Below are 19,633 nucleotides of genomic sequence, written 5' to 3'. Positions count from 1 at the left end.
TCACCCATTAACGCCGGTAGCTACCCGCTACGGGCGTTAACCAGACTACAGAACACTAAGAATGAATTTACAGCATCACTTTTTGATTGCCATGCCAACGCTACAAGACCCGCTGTTCAAACGTTCAGTGGTCTATATTTGCGAACACAATATTGATGGTGCGATGGGGCTGATCGTTAATAAACCGATGGAAAACCTGACGGTTGACGGCATTCTCACCAAGCTGAAAATTTCCTCAACGGCACATGAACCCGATGCAAGGCTGGATAAACCTGTATTTTCAGGAGGCCCTCTGGCTGAAGATCGTGGTTTTATTCTGCATTCCGCGCAGCGCACATTTGCCTCGAGTATTCGCGTATCTGATAACACGGTGATCACCACCTCCCGTGACGTTCTGGAAACGCTGGGAACTCCGGAACAGCCCGATCAGGTATTGGTGGCGTTAGGCTACTGTGCCTGGGAGAAAGACCAGCTGGAAAGCGAGCTGCTGGAAAACGCCTGGCTGACCACCTCAGCCAACAGCAATATCCTGTTCCATACCCCGATTGCCGAGCGCTGGCGCGAAGCGGCGAAGAGCATCGGCGTGGATATCCATAATATCGCCAGTGAAGCAGGGCATGCCTGATGAGTAATATGACGATGCTGTCATTTGATTATGGAACCAAGAGTATTGGGGTCGCCATCGGCCAGCAGCTGACCGGAACTGCCCGTCCATTAACGGCGTTAAAAGCGCAGGATGGCGTACCGGACTGGAATAAGATTGAGGCCCTGTTGAAAGAGTGGGAGCCGGATCGCGTGGTGGTAGGGCTGCCGCTGAACATGGATGGTACCGAGCAGCCGCTGACCGTGCGGGCGCGCAAGTTCGCCAATCGTCTGCATGGCCGTTTTGGGGTACAGATTGAGCTGCATGATGAACGTCTGAGCACCGTCGAGGCGCGCGCAGAGCTGTTTGAGCGCGGGGGCTTTCGTGCCCTCAGTAAAGGCAGCGTTGATTCACTCTCTGCGGTGATTATTCTGGAAAGCTGGTTCGAGAATCATTATTCCTGACGACACCGGCATGATCGGGTCAGGCATGCCTGACCCCTACGCAAGAAGATCATCCCTGGGCTGAGTCGTGCGTGCCTGACCCCTGCGAAAAAAATTCATCCCTGGGTTGAGTCGTACGTGCCTGACCGCTACGCAAAAAAATCATCCCTGGGTTGAGTCGTTCGTGCCTGACCCCTACGCAAAAAATCATCCCTGGGTTGAGTCGTTCGTGCATGGCCATGGGATACCGGCACTGCATCAAACGGGTTAAATCAATTAACTCAACAGCCCCATCTTTTGCCGTTCTGCCATGCTCTGTTCAAATGTTTGCATTCCCAGCTGGCTGCCCGTCTGCAACAGGGCCGGTAGCTGATGGGTTTTCCCCTCGCGAATCAAATTAGCCACCGCCGGGCTGTTAACCAGCACCTCGAACAGTGCCACTCTGCCCGCTTTAGCCGATACCAGACGCTGGGCGATCACCGCCGCCAGGCTCCCCGCCAGCTGGCTGCGTACCAGACTCTTTTCTGTGCCGGGAAAGACATCCACCAGCCGTTCCACCGCCTGCGCGGCACCGCGCGTATGCAGCGTAGCCAGTACCAGATGGCCGGTTTCCGCAGCAGTCAGCGCCAGCTGAATCGTCTCTGCATCGCGCAGCTCTCCCAGCAATATCACATCAGGGTCTTCCCGCAGCGCCGCACGCAGCCCTGAACCAAAACAGCTGAAGTGCAGCCCCTTCTCTCGCTGCTGGATTAGCGACTGGGCGCTGTAATGCAGATATTCCACCGGGTCTTCCAGCGTCAGAATATGGCGCTGCTGCTGCTGGTTCATCTCCCCCACCATCGCAGCCAGCGTAGTGGACTTGCCGCTGCCGGTAGCGCCGGTAATCAGGATCAGCCCCTCATTGCGGTTCAGCAGCGAATGGGCCATCGCGGGCAGATGCAGAGATTCCATTGCCGGGCAGCTGCTGGCGATGATACGCAGCGCCAGCGACAGACCGTGACGCTGGCGGAAAAGATTGGCGCGCAGGCGAACGCCATCAGGCATTGTCAGCGCAAAGTCTACCTGTCCGTGCTGTGCCAGCTCCTGATGCTGAGTAACACTCAGCCAGCGTACAGCAAAGCTTTCCAGCCACTCATTTGATATTACCGGCTCATCTTTAACGGGTGTCAGATGTCCATTACAGCGCAAGAAAGGCGAATGACCACTGCAAAGGTGCAGATCTCCGGCATTATGCTTTACACTAAGGGCCACAATTTCCTCAATATCCATAATAATTCCCTGACTATGACTTCGATTGAGCACAACTTACAGCAAGTCCACCAGCGTATCTCAGCGGCGGCGGCACAGTGCGGACGCGATCCAAAAGAGATTGAGCTGCTTGCAGTGAGCAAAACCAAACCTGCGAGCGCGGTCGAAGAAGCGGTGGCTGCCGGACAGCGCAGTTTTGGCGAAAACTACGTGCAGGAAGGTGTAGATAAAATCCAGCTGCTGGCAAATCCTGCCCTGACCTGGCACTTTATCGGCCCGCTGCAATCTAACAAAAGCCGTCTGGTTGCAGAGCATTTTGACTGGTGCCATACCGTTGACCGTCTGCGCATTGCCAGCCGCCTCAACGATCAGCGCCCTGATGCCCTGCCTCCGCTTAACGTGCTGATTCAGATAAACATCAGCGATGAGCAGAGCAAGTCCGGCATTGCGCTGGCCGATCTGCCCGCGCTGGCACAGCAGATTGCTGAAATGCCACGCCTGACACTGCGCGGGCTGATGGCGATCCCGGCACCGGAAACCGACTACGCACGCCAGCTGGCGGTGTGTCAGCGGATGGCGGCAGCGTTAAAGCAGCTGCAACAGAATTATCCCGGCGTGGATACGCTTTCGCTGGGAATGAGTGACGATATGGACGCCGCAATCGCGGCAGGCAGTACCATGGTGCGCATCGGCACCGCAATTTTCGGCGCGCGCGACTACGGTAACGCCGCCGCTCATCACAACAACTGAGGAACCTCATGCTAGCGTTGATCTTTCTGGTAACAACGGTGATCGCGATTTACATCAAAGTGTTGTTACTGCGCGTCTGGATGCAGTGGGCACGATGTGACTTCTACAACCCGTTTTCGCAGTTTGTGGTGAAAATCACCCAGCCCATCGTGAAACCTGTACGGCGCATTATTCCGTCCATCGGGCCGCTGGATACCGCCTCTTTGCTGATCGCCTATATCGTCAGCGTGCTGCTGGGGCCGGTGATGCTGAATCTGTACGTAGCGGATCCGCTTTTCCTTTACCTGGGTCTGGTGATTCTGGTGAAAGCGGCGGGTATGCTGGTGTTCTGGGTGATTATTGTGCGTTCACTGATGAGCTGGGTCAGCCAGGGGCGTAACCCGGTTGATTACGTGCTGATTCAGCTAACTGAGCCGTTAATGGCACCAGTACGCCGTATTATTCCGGCAATGGGCGGTATCGACTTCTCAGCGATGGCGGTGATTTTAATACTGTATATGCTGAATTTCCTGGGACTCGAGTACATCCCCGGCTGGGCCCAATTTTAACTGTCGTCTTTTACCCTACAGGTGCGCTGGCTGCCCTCACGAACCCCGGTCACTTACTTCAGTAAGCTCCCGGGGATTCGCTCAGTTGCCGCCTTCCTGTAGGGCAGAATTCTCGGTTAAGACGTTATAAGTTAATAATATTTTTGGATCTACTATGCAAAAAGTTGTACTCGCCACCGGCAACCCCGGAAAGGTTCGTGAACTGGCTGACCTGTTGGCCGCGTTTGGGCTGGATATCGTAGCGCAGACGGAACTGGGCGTGGAGTCTGCCGAAGAGACCGGTCTGACATTTATTGAGAATGCCATTCTTAAGGCGCGCCATGCTGCGGCGATCACCGGATTACCTGCGATTGCCGATGACTCCGGGCTGGCGGTGGATGCACTCGGCGGTGCGCCGGGGATCTATTCGGCGCGCTATGCAGGCCTGGATGCCAGCGACCAGCAGAATCTGGAAAAACTGCTGACGGCGCTGGAATCGGTGCCGGATGGAAAGCGCCAGGCACAGTTTCACTGTGTGCTGGTCTATCTGCGCCATGCTGAAGACCCAACGCCGCTGGTGTTCCACGGCAGCTGGGCAGGTGAAATTACCCGCAGCGCGTCAGGCGCAGGCGGCTTTGGCTACGATCCGATCTTCTTCGTTCCTGCGTTGGGTAAGACCGCCGCAGAGTTGAGCAAAGCGGAAAAACTCGCGGTTTCACATCGCGGGCAGGCGCTGGAACTGCTGTTGAGTGCCATGAAACATGGGTAACCTTCCGCCGCTCAGTCTGTATATCCATATTCCGTGGTGTGTACAGAAGTGCCCGTACTGCGATTTCAATTCCCACGCATTAAAAGGTGAAGTTCCGCACGAAGAGTATGTGCAGCACCTGTTGAACGATCTGGATATTGACCTGCCGTTAACCTCAGGCCGCGAAGTCAGCACCCTGTTTATCGGCGGGGGCACGCCGAGCCTGTTAAGCAGTGAAGCCATGCAGATGCTGCTCGATGGCGTTCGCGCACGCCTGCCGCTCTCTGCAACCGCTGAGATTACCATGGAAGCCAATCCGGGTGCGGTGGAAGCAGAGCGCTTCAGCGGCTACCAGCGCGCCGGTATTAACCGTATCTCCATTGGTGTACAGAGTTTCAGTGCGGCCAAGCTGGAGCGTCTGGGGCGCATTCACGGGCCGGAGGAGGCAAAGCGCGCAGCGCAGCTGGCTGAGAATCTCGGATTACGCAGTTTTAACCTCGACCTGATGCATGGCCTGCCGGATCAGTCGCTGGAAGAGGCGCTGGACGATTTGCGCCAGGCGATTGCCCTTAATCCACCGCATCTCTCCTGGTATCAGCTGACTATCGAGCCGAACACGCTGTTTGCCTCACGGCCGCCGCGTCTGCCTGATGAAGATGATCTGTGGGATATTTTCGAGCAGGGCCATGCCCTGTTGAACGCTGCGGGTTATCAGCAGTATGAGACATCCGCCTATGCCAAACCAGGCTATCGCTGTGAGCACAACCTCAATTACTGGCGCTTTGGTGATTACCTCGGTATTGGCTGCGGGGCACACGGCAAACTGACCCAGCCGGACGGCACTATTATCCGTACCACCAAGACCAAACATCCGCGTGGTTTTATGGCCGGGAAGTATCTGGATAAGCGTTATGAAGTGGCGGATAGCGAGAAACCGTTTGAATTCTTTATGAACCGTTTTCGTCTGCTGGAAGCGGCACCGCGCGAGGAGTACACGCGCTATACCGGACTGGCGGAAAGCACTATTCGTGCGCAGATCGACGAAGCCATAGCAAAAGGATATCTGACGGAAACCGCAGAAGAGTGGCAGATTACGGAGAAGGGGAAGCTGTTCCTGAATTCGCTGCTGGAGCTGTTTTTAACGGAGTAACCCTGTGCGGGTCAGGCACACGCCTGACCCCTGCGTGATGGTGCTGGAAGCTATACGCCGGAGCGAGGCGCACCTCGTCCGACATAAAAAGCTTATTTTAACCCGGCAATCAATGCCTTACGCTGCCCTTCCAGGGTGGTCACACGATTACAGACTTCATGGCCGAAGTTCTGGAAATCCTGCTCCTGATTGCTCCATTCGGCTTGAATCGCCTGCTGTAAGCCCCCCAGGTTGCCCATAATGGCCTGCAACGGGTTATCTCCGTTACCTGCCTGCTTGCTGCCCATCTCGTTCAGGCTGTCCTGCACCACGCCGCCCATCGCGCTCTGCACCAGACGTTCACCGTCCTGACGCACCTGCTCAACCGCCTTATGGTGGAAGGTCAGGCCATCGCTACGCTGCTCAATAATACGGTTCATCTGCTGTTTCAGCTGTCCGTCCAGCGTAGTCAGGCGCTGACGTACATTGCTGTTCTCGCCCAGCTTCTGCACGATCACCCGATCCAGAGCCACACGCCCTTTTTCCAGGCGCTGTTTGGCACCGCTATCAATCCAGGGTAAATCACGACGCAGCGCAGCCTGATAGTCGATAGCTTTCTGACGGGTGGCCTCATCAATATTTGCCACTTTACCGTTACGCTGAACATCACCTACCGGAGAGATCGTCAGATTGCCGCTGGCACCGACCACCTGCACCTGCATCGGGTTGATAATGATATCGTCCTGAGGATTAACGCTGCACTGGTAATCCGCCTGAGCCTGGCCCGCAGCCAGCAACAGCAATGCTCCACTAAAAAGCGCTTTACGCATAAATCGTCTCCTTGATATGAAAAAGGGGCGACCAGAAAAATGGTCGCCCCCTTACGTGCAGGAGCAGACACTAAGTTCGGTCTGCCCGTTTATTCGGTCTGCCCGTTAACTCTTAGTCCCACCAGACGTCAAAAAGTTCGGTCACTTTCACGTCGTTCAGTTTACGGGCCTTCAGCCAGTCACCCACCAGCTGACGATGTTCGTCGGTGCATTTGCCGATTTTTTGCAGGCAGATAAGACCTTCCCACTGCAAATAACCGCTGCCGTCAAAGGCCAGGCCGTTAGGCGCGATCACTTCATTGATCAGCGCATCAACGGTGCTGTCGATAGTTTCTTCGCTGGTGCCTTCCGGGAAGGTAAAGCCCACGGAGAAGCCTAACTCCTGAAACTCATCAATGTGCATTTTCTTACGAAGACGACGACTGCGTTGTGTAGCCATTATTTAACCCTCTCAAACATCAGATCCCATACACCGTGGCCAAGACGCTGACCACGCTGCTCAAATTTCGTTAATGGCCGCGATTCAGGGCGCGGCACCCAGTTACCTTCCTGCGACTGGTTTTGATATCCGTCGATACTGCTCATGACTTCCAGCATATGCCCGGCATAGGCCTCCCAGTCGGTCGCCATATGGAATACGCCGCCCAGCTTCAGCTTGCTTAATACCAACTCAGCAAAAGGAACCTGCACGATACGGCGCTTGTTATGACGGGCTTTATGCCATGGATCCGGGAAGAACAGCTGCACCATACTCAGCGAGTTGTCAGGGATCATCAGATTCAGCACTTCGACCGCATCATGACACATCACGCGCAGATTGCTGACGCCTGCTTCCTCCGCCGTCGCCAGGCAGGCACCGACTCCCGGAGAGTGAACTTCAATTCCAAGGAAGTTCTGGTGTGGATTACTGGCCGCCATCGCTACCAGCGAAGCGCCCATACCAAAACCAATCTCCAGCACCAGCGGCGCGTCACGGCCAAACAGAGCGGTTAAATCGACCGGTTCAGGCTGATACTCAACGCCCATTACCGGCCACAGCGTATCCAGCGCCTGCTGCTGACCTTTGGTCAGGCGGCCCTGGCGACGCACAAAGCTGCGGATCCGGCGCATAGCGCGGCCATTTTCGTCAAATTCCGGTGAGATAACATCGTTTTTCATGGTTCTGCCTGCGGCTGTGCACTGAAGAAAGCGGGCATTATGCCTTCAGGACGAGAAAACATAAAGACCGCCCTGATACCGGGACGCCTGCGCTGCTTCCTGGGGCGATAGCAGCTGATGACTATCCGCAGAGAGCATAGTCTCTCACAGCTGTTAATCAAATAGCGCCAATATCCGGTTTACACTCCTTAATCTCTGTGCTGGAATCCCTGCCTGGTTTTCGCAATGAAGCAACGGGGATTCACATCATGCAGGCAGCGCAGTTTTCGCATCAGGTACTGGAATGGTATCAGCGCTATGGGCGTAAAACCCTGCCGTGGCAGCTGGAGAAAACACCTTACAAAGTCTGGCTTTCGGAGGTGATGCTGCAACAGACGCAGGTCGCTACCGTTATTCCCTATTTTGAACGCTTTATGGCGCGCTTTCCTGGCATTAGCGATCTGGCGGCGGCACCGCTTGATGAAGTGCTGCACCTGTGGACCGGCCTCGGCTATTACGCACGGGCGCGTAATCTGCATAAAGCGGCGATAACCGTGGTAGAAAAACACGGCGGCGTCTTTCCACAAACCATAGAAGAAGTCGAGGCCCTGCCCGGCGTCGGACGCTCCACCGCCGGGGCGATCCTCTCGCTGGCTTTGGGTAAACATTTCCCGATCCTTGATGGTAACGTCAAACGTGTTCTGGCTCGCTGCTACGCGGTTGAGGGCTGGCCGGGGAAGAAAGAGGTGGAGAAGCGGCTGTGGAAAATCAGCGAAGAAGTCACCCCAGCGGAGGGCGTCAGCCAGTTCAACCAGGCGATGATGGATCTCGGCGCGATGGTGTGTACCCGCTCGAAACCCAAATGTGAGATTTGTCCGCTCAATCCTGGCTGTATTGCCCGTGCTCACGACAGCTGGGCGCAGTACCCGGGGAAGAAACCGAAACAGACTATTCCTGAACGCACCGGCTACCTGTTACTGATGCAGCAGGGCCAGGATGTTTGGCTGGAACAGCGTCCGCCTGTAGGGCTGTGGGGCGGATTATTCTGTTTCCCACAGTATGGTGATGAGTCAGAACTGCGTCAGGCGCTCCGGCAGCGCGGCGTGGACGACAGTAAACTGCAACAGATGATCGCCTTCCGCCATACCTTCAGTCACTTCCACCTGGATATTGTACCAATGTGGCTTGAGCTGCCTTCTGCCCGTGCGGCAATGGATGATGTGCCAGGTCTCTGGTATAACTTAGCGCAGCCGCCCGCCGTGGGGCTGGCCGCGCCGGTAGAGCGCCTGCTACAGCAGTTACGCCAGCCACAACAGATAGCGTTGAGTGTTCGTGTAACAGAAGAGGAAGAGTAATGAGCCGAACCATTTTTTGTACGTTCCTGCAACGTGAAGCCGAAGGGCAGGATTTCCAGCTATATCCTGGGGATACAGGCAAGCGCATTTATAACGAGATTTCAAAAGAAGCATGGTCAAAATGGATGGCGAAACAAACCATGCTGATCAACGAAAAGAAACTCAGCATGATGAACCCCGATGACCGTAAGCTGCTGGAACAAGAGATGATTAAGTTTCTCTTCGAAGGGCACGATGTTCATATTGAAGGTTATACCCCGCCGGAAGAATAAGTCGCAGGGCCTCTCTGATGAGGCCCTCTCAAATTGTGGGCGATGCACGAGAAAATGAAGAAAAAACTAATAAGTTTGCTGATTATTGCGCCACTGCTGGTTTCCTGCTCAGGCAAGAAACATAACGCCTCTAATGAAGACTGGATTAAAGACACCAACGGTTTTGATATTTTGATGGGACAGTTTGCCCACAACATCGAAAATATCTGGGGAATGAATGAAGTCCTGATCGCTGGCCCAAAAGACTATGTAAAATATAGCGATCAATACTATACGCGCAGCCACATTAACTTCGATGCCGGTAGCATCACCATTGAGACCATTGCCGGTACCGATCCGACGGCCAGCCTGCGTCAGGCGATTATCACTACTTTATTGATCGGGGAAGATCCGGGTAATGCCGATCTCTATTCTGACGCCAAAGATATTCAGATCAGTAAAGAGCCACTGCTTTACGGCCAGGTGCTGGATAATACCGGCCAGCCTATCCGCTGGCAGGGGCGAGCCGCCAGCTTTGCTGACTACCTGATCCAGAATAAGCTCCAGCGCCGAAATTCCGGCCTGCATGTGATCTGGTCGGTCACCATTCCGATGGTGCCAAACCACCTCGATAAACGTGCGCACCGATATCTGCCAATGGTACGCAAAGCCGCTGAACGCTACGGCGTCGATCAGTCGCTGATCCTGGCAATTATGCAAATCGAATCCAGCTTCAACCCATATGCAGTCAGCCATTCTGATGCTCTGGGTCTGATGCAGGTAGTGCAGCATACTGCCGGAGTGGATGTATTCCGCATGAAGGGTAAATGGGGCAAACCAAGCCGCAGCTATCTGCTGGATCCGGAAAACAATATCGACGCCGGTACAGCTTATTTATCACTGTTGCAGGGTAGCTATCTGTCCGGTATCAGCAACCCGACCTCACGCCGTTATGCGGTGATCACCGCTTATAACGGTGGTGCGGGCAGCGTACTGCGGGTGTTCTCCAGCGATAAAGACCGCGCCTTCAGCGCGATTAACAATTTATCGCCTGCTGAAGTGTACCAGAAGCTGACTACCAGCCATCCGTCTGCGGAGTCACGCCGTTACCTGTATAAAGTGAACAACGCGCAGAAGAGCTACCACCGCTACTGATCATCTCTACCACCGAAACAGCCGTACTTGCTGACGTGCAAACCCCGGCCACTTATCTGTGTAGTGGCCGGGGACACGAAGTGAAGAAACAGGTGAAGAGAGATTAGCGGCTGATATTCTTGAACTGACGGGTCGTTTCAGTCAGAGCAACTTCCGTAGGCAGGCGTTCCATTGAGCTTGCGCCATAGAACCCATCGCACTGCGGACAATTATCCATAATGTACTGTGCATCTTGCGGGCTGGAGATCGGCCCACCGTGACACAGCACAATGACGTCTTCGCGTACCGCTTTCGCCGCGGCGGCCCATTCATTAACCAGAGGAACACAGTCTTTCAGCTGCAAGGCGGTCGACGCACCGATATTCCCACCGGTGGTCAGCCCCATATGGGGCACAATAATATCGGCACCGGCGGCAGTCATTGCCTGCGCATCTGCCGCGCTGAAGACATACGGCGTGGTCAGCATCTCTTTCTGATGCGCCAGTGCGATCATCTCCACTTCCAGCCCGTAACCCATGCCGGTCTCTTCAAGGTTGGCGCGGAAGTTACCGTCAATCAGCCCGACGGTCGGGAAGTTCTGCACACCGGAAAAGCCGAGTGCCTTAAGGTCATCAAGAAACTTATCGAAATTGCAGAAAGGATCGGTGCCATTCACACCGGCCAGTACCGGAGTATTCTTCACTACCGGCAGCACTTCTTTAGCCATATCGACCACGATCTCATTGGCATTACCGTAAGCCAGCAGCCCGGCAAGGGAACCGCGTCCGGCCATGCGATAGCGCCCGGAATTGTAGATCACGATCAGATCGATACCGCCAGCCTCTTCACATTTGGCCGACAGCCCGGTGCCTGCACCACCGCCGATAATCGGTTCACGACGGGCAATCATCTCTCTGAATTTAGTCAGCAGCTGCTGACGGGTAAAAGCGGGCATGGTTATCTTCCTTGCGGCATAATTTGACGAAATTGAGCGACGGCTTCAGCGGCGAACTGCGGGTCATTGATATTCCACGGCAGACGGATAATCTGGCGCCGCTCGGTCTGTGTACAGTATGTCTCCAGGGTGGAGATAAACGCCTGATCGGCCTCCGGTGACCAAAACGGCTGGCCCACCGCATCCAGCGCTGAAAAGCCCCCTTCAGGGATCAGGAAACGTATCTCACCCTCACAGCGATTCAGTTTCTCAGCAATCCAGCGCGCCATCTTCACATTTTCTTCCACAGTGGTGCGCATCAGCGTCACCTGAGAGTTGTGATGGTAGAACAGGCGTGAGGCGTATTTTTCCGGCACGCTGGCGGGATGACCAAAGTTCACCATATCCAGCGCGCCGCAGGATAGCACGCACGGGCGCTTGCTGCGGGCCAGTGCATCAAAACGATCGTCACCACAGGCCAGCACACCGTCAAATAGCAAATCGCAGACTTCTGTCGTGGTCAGATCGAGCATTCCAGCCAGCATATTACTGTCTGCCAGCTTCTCCATTGCCTTGCCGCCGCTGCCGGTAGCATGGAATACAAGGCAGTCATAGTCATCTTCCAGCGCAGCGCTGACGGCTTCCACGCAGGGGGTGGTGACGCCAAACATTGTCAGGCCAATGGCAGGTTTATCATAGACTCCGGCAGGCAGCGGGAAATGCACTGCTCCTGCAATCTGATGAGCAGCATTTCCAAGAACCTGCCGTGAAATCCGGTTCAGTCCGGCAACATCGGTTACCGAATAGAGCATAGCGATATCGCTGGCACCGATATATCCCGATATATCACCGGAAGCCATAGTTGAAACCATCAGTTTGGGTACACCCACCGGCAGCGCCTGCATCGCCGGAGTGATAAGTGCCGTACCGCCTGATCCCCCCAGCCCGATGATTCCTGCAATATCATCACGCTGACTAAGGAAAATCTCAAAAGCTTGTGCCATCGCCCCAATCGCTTTACCGCGATCGCCACAGAACACAAAATCGCGCCCCTGCGGGTGATAATCTGCCACCATAGCGGCGGGGATATTTCCGGCAAAAGCGCTGCTAAGTGGTTGAGTAGACAGATCAACCGTTACCACATTCAGGCCTGTTTGCGCAATGAGATCGCGCACGTAAAACAGTTCCCTTCCTTTAGTATCCGCTGTCGCGACAACGTAGACAGATCCACTATGATTTTTCATTGACGTTACGCTAACCTGTTATCTAGATTAATAAAGATTTGATAATCTTGGGATAAAGCCGTAAATAATCTTGAGGCGAGAAATAACTGACTGAGTGACAGTAACAGTAGCATCTTAAAGAATGATAAATCAATTGAATGAAATGTGAGTCTCGTAGAGTTTTTGACTACGCTTATAACGCCGGGACTAAGCGCACGCTGCTCCCCGGCAGCCAATGCCGGAGGCGACATTGTCGTCAACACCGGCCCAATGAAATACAAGTCTTACCGGAAAATGAGGTTATCGTGGAGCAAAGGGATTCCGCTGGCGTTTTGGGCTTAACATCAACACGAGCCAGAACGCGCCGCTTATTGATTGATACTGCGATGAAAATGTTTGATAGCGGGGCATTTCCATCAATCACCGAAGTTGCACAGGAGGCACAGCTGTCTCGCGCTACCGCCTATCGCTACTTCCCGACTCAGAGCGCGCTGGTTTCAGCCATTGTTGCTGAAACACTTAGCCCGATCAAAAACTGGCAGCCCACCAAACAGGATGCCAACGCACGCATTGATGAACTGCTGAGTTTCGCCTTCCCGCGTATGCTGCAACATGAAGGTACGCTGCGGGCGGCGCTTCATCTGTCGCTGACACAGTGGGCGCAGTCGCAGTCAATTGATGCCGTGCCGTTGAAAGAGAAACTGGTGCGGGGAAATCGTAAAGCGATGCTGACTCAGGTGGTGGAGCCGCTCAACAAAGAGCTGACGCCAGACCTGATGGATCGCGTCGTGCGCTCGCTGTCACTGGTATATGGTTCGGAGATTTTCCTGGTGATGAAGGATATCTGGGGCTGTGATAACGACGAGCTACAGGATATTGGTAAGTGGATCGCCAAAGCGATTGTGCGCCAGGCTCGGGAAGATGCACTGACGCCTTAGGGATTGTATCCCTGACTGAGTACCTGGCCCCTGCGTACAAAAGGGGCCGGTTCTCCAGCGTGTTAATTACACCAGCACATACCCCTGCAAGCGTTTAACTCCCCGCTCATCGGCTTCGGCATATACGCCCTGCAATTCCGGCGAGAAGCCCGGCAGCAGGTTAATCCCCTCCTCCAGCGCGAGGAAATATTGCTGCACCGCCCCGCCCCAGACTTCCCCCGGCACCACACACAGAACTCCCGGTGGATACGGCAGCGCACCTTCAGCCGCAATACGCCCTTCGGCCTGAGCAATAGGCACCAGCTCGACGTTGCCGCGAATAAACTCAATATTGGCATCCTGCGGGTTCATCACCATTTTTGGCAGACTCTGCTGACGGAACATCGCCTTTTGCAGATCTTTCACATCGTGGCTGACATACAGGTCGTGCATCTCCTGACAGAGGCGGCGCAAAGTGTAGCCTTCGTAACGCACTGCGTTTTTACGGTAGATGGTGGGCAATACATCGCGCAGCAGCGCATCTTCTTTAATGTGCTGTTCAAACTGCGCCAGCTTCGCCACCAGCCGCGCCATCTTCTCCATGCTCTCCGCCGGAGTCAGCAGGAACAGAATAGAGTTGAGGTCGCACTTCTCCGGCACTACGCCATTTTCACGCAGGTAGTTAGCCAGAATGGTCGCAGGAATTCCGAAGGAGGCATATTTACCGCTGGCAGCATCGATGCCCGGCGTGGTCAGCAGCAGCTTGCATGGATCAACCAGATACTGATCTTTCTCATAGCCCGCAAAACCATGCCATGCCGCACCCGGTGCAAAGCTGAAATAGCGCGCATCGCTGGCGATGGTGGCGGTAGGTGCATCCTGCCAGGGATTGCCGTCAACCTCGTCAGGAATAAACGGCTTAATCATCTCGCAGCGCGCCAGAATCGCCTTACGTGCGTCAATTCCCAGCACCACGCACTCATGCCACAGGCGGCGGCCCGCCTCACCCTGATGCATTTTGGCGTTAATATCCAGCGCAGCAAACAGCGGGTAGAACGGACTGGTAGAGGCATGCAGCATAAAAGCATTATTCAGCCGTTTATGGCTGCAAAAACGCTGCTGACCGCGAATATGGTTATCTTTCTTGTGGATCTGCGAGGTCTGCGAGAATCCGGCCTGCTGCTTATGTACAGACTGGGTGACGAAAATACCCGGATCGGAAGGCTGCAAATCCAGCAGCAGCGGCGAACAGGCTTCCATCACCGGAATAAACTGCTCGTAGCCAACCCAGGCGGAATCAAACAGGATGTAGTCACACAGGTGGCCAATGCTGTCGAGCACCTTCCGCGCGTTGTATACCGTGCCATCGTAGGTGCCAAGCTGGATCACCGCCAGGCGGAACGGGCGCTCGTCCCCGGCGCGATCCGGAGCCACCTGCTTAATCAGATCGCGCACATAGTTCTCATCAAAACAGTGCGCATCAATACCGCCAATAAAGCCAAACGGGTTGCGGGCGGTCTCCAGATATACCGGCGTTGCTCCGGCCTGGATCAGCGCGCCGTGATGATTCGACTTATGATTATTTCGGTCGAACAACACCAGATCGCCACGAGTCAGCAACGCATTGGTGACCACTTTATTAGCGCTGGAGGTGCCGTTGAGCACAAAATAGGTTTTATCGGCGTTAAACACTTTGGCCGCAAATTTCTGCGCATGTTTAGCCGAACCTTCGTGGATCAGCAGATCGCCAAGTTTTACGTCGGCGTTACACATATCGGCGCGGAAGACGTTCTCACCAAAGAAGTCATAAAACTGACGCCCGGCCGGATGTTTTTTAAAGAACTCTCCGCCCTGATGACCGGGGCAGGCAAAAGTGGTGTTATCCATTGCCACGTATTTGGTCAGGGTCTGGAAAAACGGCGGCAGTAAATTAGCCTGATAGGCGGCGGCAGCGGTTTCCAGTAACGACGCATCGCTGCTATCCCCCGTCAGTACCCCCTCAACCTCAGGCAGGTCAACGGCCTGTGAGGCATCATCCAGCGCGATAAAGACCGGCAGATTAAACCCCGTATGACGCAGCAGCGCCAGCACACCAGAGCGCGAGTCAGAAACGGAGAGAACCACCGCTGCCACATCGGTAAAGTCTGTGTTATCCAGCGTAACGACTTCGCGCCCGGTCTGGAGATGGATTGCCACGGTGGTGCTGGCTGCAATTTTCAATGGTGTCATAGCACAAATGCCCGGCGGTCAAGGATGAGTGGGTGTCAGGGGCTGTCAGCAATGAAGTGCCGCTCAGACCGATAGACATCAGTAAAATCAGATCGCATCTGTTTTTACGCATGGCCAACAGTTAAGCGTAGAAAGACCTCACCGCACGGTGAGAGAATTTATCGATAAGGTGTGACAGCAATAAGATCGGCAGCGCGACATCAGCTGATGCGGGTTACAGATGCTGGTGAACAGCAGTGAACCTCTCATGGCGGCGACCTCAATAAGCAGGGATGACGAAGACATCAAAATTTGCGCAATAATGGCATTTTTTAGAAACGGGTTCAATGCTGTTTTGCCGTGCGAAAAGCCTGTGATATGAGAAAAAACTTGCCGCAAAATTGCCGTCGCTAAGATGAACCTCTCTGAATTAAGAGCGCACGCCGCTGACTGGCTTATTACACCCGGTTACGATCCGCAGCGTTTAGCTTCATCCAGCCCGGCATCAGCTTCTGCGCCAGGCGTATCAAAGCTGCTGCGCGGTGCCCCCACGTAAGCCATGGGCGATACAATCTGCCATTAACAGCAGCCAGCCGTGAAAAAAGGTGTAAAAGGCGTAAAACAGGTAAAAGTTACCGTTCAGGCAATCGCATGCCCGGCTGCCTGCTCAACTCACCCCCCGGCAGGCTGGATAAATAACGGTGATTCGGTAAACAGCTCCGTCACAGCCAGATTATCAGCATCAGGTGCGGTACAGGGTAGCTCAATGATATGCGACCAGTAACCCTCTGTCAGACGCCGCCTGTCAGCACAATATGACAGCATTATGCCAACTTCCCGATAAGCCTTAACAACCCGGTTCTAAAGGACATAAAGCGCAACATCCGGCATAAATCAGTGCGTAAAAGGGAAACGTAACAGGAGATAAAACAGGCAAAAAGTGAGACTTCAGCCGCTGACTGGTGGAAAAGAGTGCAATCAGTCGACTTTTCGCCATAAAGCCGTTGACGCTGAGAGTGGCATAAGGTTTAATGCGCCCCGTTGCCCGGATAGCTCAGTCGGTAGAGCAGGGGATTGAAAATCCCCGTGTCCTTGGTTCGATTCCGAGTCCGGGCACCACTATTTAAAGAAACCCGCCTGTGGCGGGTTTTTTGCTTTCTGAGTCGCGGACTCTCCATCGAACTCCGTTCGATTACTCGTCTCATCCATGAGACTCGCCCCTCCGGGGCTGATGCTGAAGCACCATGCAAAAACTTTCCCGACGTTTTTGCTGAAGAAAGTTAATAGATTTTTTAATGTAGGGCTTATCAGCGAAGGTAGAACAGTAGAAAATTCGCTTTCCTGCTGCTCTACCATCTATGGGTTAAATATAGAGTCAACGATCTTAGTAGGTAGCCCTATGGTTCCACTCATCCTTATATTGAATATTCCCATCCACATGTTTCCATGTAATTGATTCATAACGCAGCATAATCGATTCCAGGTGCGTTCCAGTCATCGAACCTGCGTAAAGATCTGGAGTAATAGAAGTAATTTTCACATTACCTAAGATTATATTGAAATACTCTTTTCTATACCAGCATCAATAATCTGATACATCTTGATTGTTGCTGATTTCAGTGTATCTCCTTGACTAAGAGCTTTATAAAGGAGTGGGGTTACTCTATCAAATTCTTTTTGAAATAATATAGGACTGTGCACACGAGTTCCGGTGAGTCTTCCAGTCTGATTATCGGTGGGAATACTTATATTATGTGTGAAAGATTTTAACTCGATCGCACCAACCCTACCACTAACAAGAGAACTTCCAACGACAGGAGAGTTATTTTTATCAGTGAGCCATAAATAAGCGGGATTAGACATTAAAACTCCTTGTATTATTTGTATTTATCAAATTTTGATGTAAATTTAGTAAAAACCATGATCCATATGATGGTAGATATGAAACCAAACAGAACACCATAAGAAGGAATGAAAAGCACACAAATGCACCAACTTCCAATGATAGCAACAGGAAAGAGGAAATCAGAAAAAAATAGTGATAGTAAACTCTTAAACATTAAATTTCGCCCTCACCTGCTCATACAACTCATCTAATGTTTCATAGGTTTTCATTTGTACTTTTTTGATAACTTCTTCTAGTATTGGTTCAATAAAGTAATACAGCATTTCTAATTGTGCTGTATACAATATTGCAAAATATCGGGGTTCTAAAACTTTCAATTTTCTAGCAGCTAATACTGCTTTCTGATCTATACCAAAAACTTGTAGGGCAAACACTACATAAGGTGATTTGCTAGCAATTCTTTCAGCAACAACTTTAGAAACAATCGCTGATCCAGATAGAGCTTTAGATAATGCATAAGCGATTGCATGACGTGTAGATCTACCTACAGCAGTTTTAGCCGAATGACCGGCAATGCCTTTAACTAATCCTCGAACACTACCATTTTTATTTCCATCCTCGCTGTCTTTTTCAAGCATTTCAAAATACAGCACAAACATATGCAGAATCACATCATGATGCTTGAATACAGATGCTATAGAAAGCGACATTCTTTTTTCTTCTGTTATCAACTCACTACAAACATCGCCATATCGAGGTATTAAGCAAGAGGTATACCAACTAGCCCTTTCTATGCCAGAATAAATATCAGACACGGTGTTTTTTGTTGCTTGTGCAAATGAATTAAAGCCATGTTGAGTATAGATAGAGAGTTGCCGATTGCTCTGTAATTTTATCCTTAAATAATCCGATGCTTGCATCGTGGAGACTCCTGTCATTCTCAAAAAGAATGAACAGTAATATTTTTTAATGAGGAAGTCTAATACTAAAAGTGATCCACATCACATTAATATAAATTAAATTCCATACCTGAAATAATTAAACACTCATTCAAAAATCCTCACATGCAACGAAAAATTAAATATAAAAAGAAAAAATCACATTAAAAATGGAATAGAATGATATGCGAAAGCCCCCGCTGTGTTTTCTCCCTCCGGGGCTGGCGCTGAAGCACCATGCAAAAATTTTCCCGACGTTTTTGTCCGAGTCCGGGCACCACTATTATCCAGACAGAGCTTAGATAATATATAAGCGATTGCATGTTTTTTAAATATACCTACAGCATTCTTAATCGAATAACCGGTAATTCCTTTAATTTAACCACCCCATGGACACCGACGTTTTTATTTCCATCCCGTAATACCTACGCCCCCATCTCCTTAAAGTTCCGCAAAAAATCAATCACCCGCTGATCCAACGGCAGACAGCGGAAATCGGTCATCACGGGTTTTTCAGCAGTGGAATGGATCGCCGTAAGGTAATTCTTTCTGAACGCGGTTGGAGTCATACGGCAATACTTATTGAAGGCGAAAATCAGCTGTTTATGCCCGCCAAAACCGCAGGTGTAGCTAATATCCGTAATAGGAATATTGGTGTCTTTTAGCAGTCTTTTAGCTTTATTAATGCGGATCATGGTCAGATATTCTTTAAAATTATACCCGCTGATCTTTTTAAAAGTACGTGAGAAATGGTGATAGCTGACGTCCACGCTTTCAGCCACCGTGGCTAAACTCAGCTCCTCATCAAAATGCTGATTAATATATTCAATCGCGCGTTTGATCAGCTGCTGATCCTTTTTTTTGATGGTCATAAGCTGCCGATCGCCCTGATCCTTCTCCGCCGCCGCCAGCGACCCCAGCAGCTGGTACACCAGCGCGATACGGTTAAACGAAGAGTGCTCATAAACCAGGTGCTCAAGCAGAGCAATCACGCTGTTTCTGATTTGCTGATTGAGAGCATGACCGCCCTGCCGGGCGATCATTGCATCATCTATCTGCGGTGCAGGATGGGTTTCATCAAACAGATGGGGCGAGAACTGAATGGTCAGCAGCTGGCTGTGCGGCGCACGCGCCTCCAGTGAGTGGATTTCATCCGGGTCGATATACAGCATACTTCCAGCGCTGACCACTGAGGTAGCATGCCCCAGCGTCACTGAAAAATTGCCCGACAAAATACAGACCAGCTCCGGAGCCGAATGCCAGTGAGGTTCACAGTAGTAAACCTCAGCAGCAAAAACATTCAGCTTTTCCGCATCAAAAGAGATCAGCTCATAGCCGCTGCCTTCATGAATCGCTATTGCCGTTTGCTGCCGGGATTTTAACCTTGGCAGCTGCGTGACAGAAAATGGAAACATCGGCGTAATCTCCTTGA

Annotated in this window: 20 protein-coding genes, 1 tRNA gene and 1 pseudogene; 11 read left to right on the top strand and 11 right to left on the bottom strand. The window is 52.3% G+C overall.

Annotated features, from left to right (window positions below; translation table 11 throughout):
• The first annotated feature begins 61 nt into the window (after positions 1 to 61).
• Together GN242_RS03655 and ruvX are read left to right on the top strand one after the other, a co-directional pair.
• Positions 62 to 625 (top strand): YqgE/AlgH family protein, encoded by a 564-nt coding sequence (locus GN242_RS03655; protein ID WP_154753516.1) that lies wholly within the window; start codon positions 62 to 64, stop codon positions 623 to 625.
• A complete protein-coding gene (gene ruvX, locus GN242_RS03650; RefSeq protein ID WP_195918379.1) occupies positions 625 to 1,047 on the top strand; it encodes a Holliday junction resolvase RuvX in 423 nt (140 codons plus the stop codon). The genes GN242_RS03655 and ruvX overlap by 1 nt, the downstream gene beginning before the upstream one ends.
• Before the next feature lie 255 nt (positions 1,048 to 1,302).
• Here ruvX and GN242_RS03645 read toward each other — a convergent pair whose 3' ends face one another.
• A complete protein-coding gene (locus GN242_RS03645; RefSeq protein ID WP_156286927.1) occupies positions 1,303 to 2,295 on the bottom strand; it encodes a type IV pilus twitching motility protein PilT in 993 nt (330 codons plus the stop codon).
• A gap of 15 nt (positions 2,296 to 2,310) precedes the next feature.
• Between GN242_RS03645 and GN242_RS03640 the strand changes: the two genes are divergently transcribed.
• From GN242_RS03640 to hemW, 4 genes are all read left to right on the top strand, one after another.
• The gene (locus tag GN242_RS03640; RefSeq protein ID WP_154753513.1) at positions 2,311 to 3,024 is read left to right on the top strand and encodes a YggS family pyridoxal phosphate-dependent enzyme; all 714 of its coding nucleotides are present in this window, start codon (positions 2,311 to 2,313) and stop codon (positions 3,022 to 3,024) included.
• Positions 3,025 to 3,032: 8 nt separating this feature from the next.
• The gene (locus GN242_RS03635; protein WP_154753512.1) at positions 3,033 to 3,572 is read left to right on the top strand and encodes a YggT family protein; all 540 of its coding nucleotides are present in this window, start codon (positions 3,033 to 3,035) and stop codon (positions 3,570 to 3,572) included.
• Positions 3,573 to 3,726: 154 nt separating this feature from the next.
• Positions 3,727 to 4,320, top strand: coding sequence for an RdgB/HAM1 family non-canonical purine NTP pyrophosphatase (gene rdgB / locus GN242_RS03630; protein ID WP_154753511.1), 594 nt, complete (start codon positions 3,727 to 3,729; stop codon positions 4,318 to 4,320).
• Positions 4,313 to 5,449 carry a radical SAM family heme chaperone HemW gene (hemW, locus tag GN242_RS03625; protein ID WP_154753510.1) on the top strand — a complete coding sequence of 379 codons (1,137 nt, stop codon included), beginning with the start codon at positions 4,313 to 4,315 and terminating at the stop codon, positions 5,447 to 5,449. The genes rdgB and hemW overlap by 8 nt, the downstream gene beginning before the upstream one ends.
• A 92-nt stretch (positions 5,450 to 5,541) precedes the next feature.
• Here hemW and GN242_RS03620 read toward each other — a convergent pair whose 3' ends face one another.
• The 3 genes from GN242_RS03620 to trmB form a co-directional block, all read right to left on the bottom strand.
• Positions 5,542 to 6,258: a YggN family protein gene (locus tag GN242_RS03620; protein ID WP_154753509.1), complete on the bottom strand. Its 717-nt coding sequence runs from the start codon at positions 6,256 to 6,258 to the stop codon at positions 5,542 to 5,544.
• A gap of 112 nt (positions 6,259 to 6,370) precedes the next feature.
• Positions 6,371 to 6,697 carry a YggL family protein gene (locus GN242_RS03615; RefSeq protein ID WP_154753508.1) on the bottom strand — a complete coding sequence of 109 codons (327 nt, stop codon included), beginning with the start codon at positions 6,695 to 6,697 and terminating at the stop codon, positions 6,371 to 6,373.
• Positions 6,697 to 7,416 (bottom strand): tRNA (guanosine(46)-N7)-methyltransferase TrmB, encoded by a 720-nt coding sequence (gene trmB, locus GN242_RS03610; RefSeq protein WP_154753507.1) that lies wholly within the window; start codon positions 7,414 to 7,416, stop codon positions 6,697 to 6,699. The genes GN242_RS03615 and trmB overlap by 1 nt, the downstream gene beginning before the upstream one ends.
• Before the next feature lie 248 nt (positions 7,417 to 7,664).
• Here trmB and mutY point away from each other — a divergent pair, with 248 nt between their 5' ends.
• From mutY to mltC, 3 genes are read left to right on the top strand one after another with little or no spacing between them, the layout of a single operon-like run.
• Positions 7,665 to 8,750, top strand: a complete 1,086-nt coding sequence (mutY, locus tag GN242_RS03605) for an A/G-specific adenine glycosylase (protein WP_154753506.1) — start codon at positions 7,665 to 7,667, stop codon at positions 8,748 to 8,750.
• A complete protein-coding gene (locus GN242_RS03600) occupies positions 8,750 to 9,022 on the top strand; it encodes an oxidative damage protection protein (protein ID WP_154753505.1) in 273 nt (90 codons plus the stop codon). The genes mutY and GN242_RS03600 overlap by 1 nt, the downstream gene beginning before the upstream one ends.
• A 54-nt stretch (positions 9,023 to 9,076) precedes the next feature.
• Positions 9,077 to 10,156 carry a membrane-bound lytic murein transglycosylase MltC gene (gene mltC, locus GN242_RS03595; protein WP_154753504.1) on the top strand — a complete coding sequence of 360 codons (1,080 nt, stop codon included), beginning with the start codon at positions 9,077 to 9,079 and terminating at the stop codon, positions 10,154 to 10,156.
• A 103-nt stretch (positions 10,157 to 10,259) separates the two neighbouring features.
• Here the strand turns inward: mltC and GN242_RS03590 are convergent, their stop codons facing one another.
• Together GN242_RS03590 and GN242_RS03585 are read right to left on the bottom strand one after the other, a co-directional pair.
• The gene (locus tag GN242_RS03590; protein ID WP_154753503.1) at positions 10,260 to 11,090 is read right to left on the bottom strand and encodes a phosphoenolpyruvate hydrolase family protein; all 831 of its coding nucleotides are present in this window, start codon (positions 11,088 to 11,090) and stop codon (positions 10,260 to 10,262) included.
• Positions 11,091 to 11,092: 2 nt separating this feature from the next.
• Entirely contained in the window at positions 11,093 to 12,313 is a 1,221-nt protein-coding gene (locus GN242_RS03585) for a Tm-1-like ATP-binding domain-containing protein (RefSeq protein ID WP_156286926.1), read from the bottom strand.
• Positions 12,314 to 12,597: 284 nt separating this feature from the next.
• Here GN242_RS03585 and GN242_RS03580 point away from each other — a divergent pair, with 284 nt between their 5' ends.
• A complete protein-coding gene (locus GN242_RS03580) occupies positions 12,598 to 13,230 on the top strand; it encodes a TetR/AcrR family transcriptional regulator (protein WP_231617129.1) in 633 nt (210 codons plus the stop codon).
• 66 nt (positions 13,231 to 13,296) lie between these two features.
• Here GN242_RS03580 and GN242_RS03575 read toward each other — a convergent pair whose 3' ends face one another.
• Both GN242_RS03575 and GN242_RS03570 read right to left on the bottom strand, forming a co-directional pair.
• A complete protein-coding gene (locus tag GN242_RS03575) occupies positions 13,297 to 15,438 on the bottom strand; it encodes an ornithine decarboxylase (protein ID WP_156286925.1) in 2,142 nt (713 codons plus the stop codon).
• Positions 15,439 to 16,089: 651 nt separating this feature from the next.
• Positions 16,090 to 16,242 (bottom strand): hypothetical protein, encoded by a 153-nt coding sequence (locus GN242_RS03570; RefSeq protein ID WP_156286924.1) that lies wholly within the window; start codon positions 16,240 to 16,242, stop codon positions 16,090 to 16,092.
• Between the two features lie 218 nt (positions 16,243 to 16,460).
• Here GN242_RS03570 and GN242_RS03565 point away from each other — a divergent pair.
• A tRNA-Phe gene (locus GN242_RS03565) sits at positions 16,461 to 16,536 on the top strand.
• 265 nt (positions 16,537 to 16,801) lie between these two features.
• On the opposite strand, the pseudogene GN242_RS03560 reads toward GN242_RS03565, so the two are convergent.
• The 3 genes and pseudogenes from GN242_RS03560 to GN242_RS03550 all read right to left on the bottom strand — a co-directional run bounded on the left by GN242_RS03560 (position 16,802) and on the right by GN242_RS03550 (position 19,616).
• Positions 16,802 to 17,280: pseudogene (locus GN242_RS03560) on the bottom strand (Hcp family type VI secretion system effector).
• Between the two features lie 189 nt (positions 17,281 to 17,469).
• Positions 17,470 to 18,183 (bottom strand): hypothetical protein, encoded by a 714-nt coding sequence (locus tag GN242_RS03555; RefSeq protein WP_156286923.1) that lies wholly within the window; start codon positions 18,181 to 18,183, stop codon positions 17,470 to 17,472.
• A 443-nt stretch (positions 18,184 to 18,626) separates the two neighbouring features.
• Positions 18,627 to 19,616, bottom strand: a complete 990-nt coding sequence (locus GN242_RS03550; RefSeq protein WP_154752923.1) for an AraC family transcriptional regulator — start codon at positions 19,614 to 19,616, stop codon at positions 18,627 to 18,629.
• Positions 19,617 to 19,633: the final 17 nt, after the last annotated feature.

This window comes from Erwinia sorbitola (assembly GCF_009738185.1).
GTDB classification, from domain to species: Bacteria; Pseudomonadota; Gammaproteobacteria; order Enterobacterales; family Enterobacteriaceae; genus Erwinia; species Erwinia sorbitola.
Note: the sequence above shows the minus strand (reverse complement) of the source record. Positions and strands in the feature narration are given on the sequence as shown.